The following is a 1,437-nucleotide window of genomic DNA, read 5'->3' as shown; positions in this document are numbered from 1 at the left end:
CGTTGACGCGGTCACTGACGCCTTTGCGTTCAAACACTGTGACTCTGCGGGTTTCCGGTATCAGCCACACTTCGAACCAACCTTCCGCACGGTTCACTTCGGCAACAGTCAGACTGGCGCCATTGATGGCGATGTAGCCCTTGGCAAAAATGTACTTTCTGAACATCGGGGGAATCGCTATGCGCAGGACCCGGTTCGTTTGCGATGTTTGGACCTCTGCAATCTCCGAAAAGAAGTCGATATGACCCGACAACGGATGGCCACCAATCTCGGCTCCGTCTTTAGCGGCACGCTCAACATTGACCGTAGCGCCGACCACATACTCACTCAAAGTGGTCACATTCAGACTCTGCAGAACAACGTCGAAGGCTGCAGTATTTGGTGACAGCAATTCGGTCACAGTGAGGCATACGCCATCCACTGATACGCTGGCGCCAACAGTCAGATCTTGGCAAAAACCCTGCGGAAAGTCGAGCGTGAATGTGCGCAGGCCCTCGTGGTTGACAATGGCCGAGATGGTCGCGATTCCTTGAACAATTCCTGTAAACATAGCGATATGAATGTAAATTAATGCTGATGGGGACGGAATACACCAAGTGCGCGATTATTGCGCCACAAACTATGAAACACCTCGTCTTCGTTTACTGCACACTTAAAGAATTTTTCCCCAACTTTGCCAATGACTACGACCGACGTTTGCCCGGCCTGTTCACCAGCGTGGAACGTACCAGCTCTGCCTGGTTGGTGAACGCTGCTCGCCTTGGCTGCTCAACCGAGCGGGTGACGGAGAATGCGTCACCGGCCAGGTATTCGAAGTCGCCTCAGTTGCGCTGGCGAAAATGGGCTCACTTGAACGTATCAACGAAGCGGATGGCTATCGGCAAGGGTAAATCCAACTTGTACATGCCGGCGGCACCAACACCCTCACTGCATGGGCGTACCTCAAACAGACGGAACATCTCATGGCCTCAGAAATACGCGAAGTGCCCCTGCCCGAGTACACGCCATTTACAGCCCGGTGCCGTGGTGGACGACATTGGTGCAGGCACCGGCCTGCTGACGCAGGGGCTTCTTGCACAGGGCTACACGGTCACGGCCATTGAGCCCAGCGATGCCATGCGCGCAGCAGCGGACCACGCGCTGGCACATGTTCCGGCTTACAGCAGCGCGAACGGAACAGCTGAAAACCTGCCCTTGCCCGACGCGTCCGCGGACCTGATCACCGCCGCCCAGGCCTTCCACTGGTTCGACATCCAGGCAGCACGGATCGAATTCTTGCGCGTGCTCAAACCCCGAGGCCACGTGGCGCTGATCTGGAACGACCGCGTGCTGACCGACCCGCTGCATATTGCCTTGGCCGTCATCTTTGCGCGATACGGTGGTGCCAAACGCGGAGCCCTGCTGGCGCATGAAGCGCGCGGACCAGCGCCTGCCTTT

The 1,437-nt window shown here is 57.0% G+C and carries 2 protein-coding genes; one reads left to right on the top strand and one right to left on the bottom strand.

Annotated elements, in window-relative coordinates; genetic code table 11:
- Positions 1-550, bottom strand: a 550-nt coding sequence (locus tag AC097P_RS23875) for a riboflavin synthase subunit alpha (RefSeq protein WP_479612915.1), incomplete at its 3' end; no start/stop codon positions are given.
- A gap of 473 nt (positions 551-1,023) precedes the next feature.
- Here AC097P_RS23875 and AC097P_RS23870 point away from each other — a divergent pair.
- Positions 1,024-1,437 (top strand): class I SAM-dependent methyltransferase (locus AC097P_RS23870; RefSeq protein WP_479612914.1); only part of this gene is annotated, 414 nt, incomplete at its 3' end.

Source organism: Rhodoferax sp. ZS1R8 (assembly GCF_056521325.1).
The sequence above is the reverse complement of the archived record's forward strand: the minus strand, read 5'-3'. Positions and strand labels throughout refer to the sequence as shown.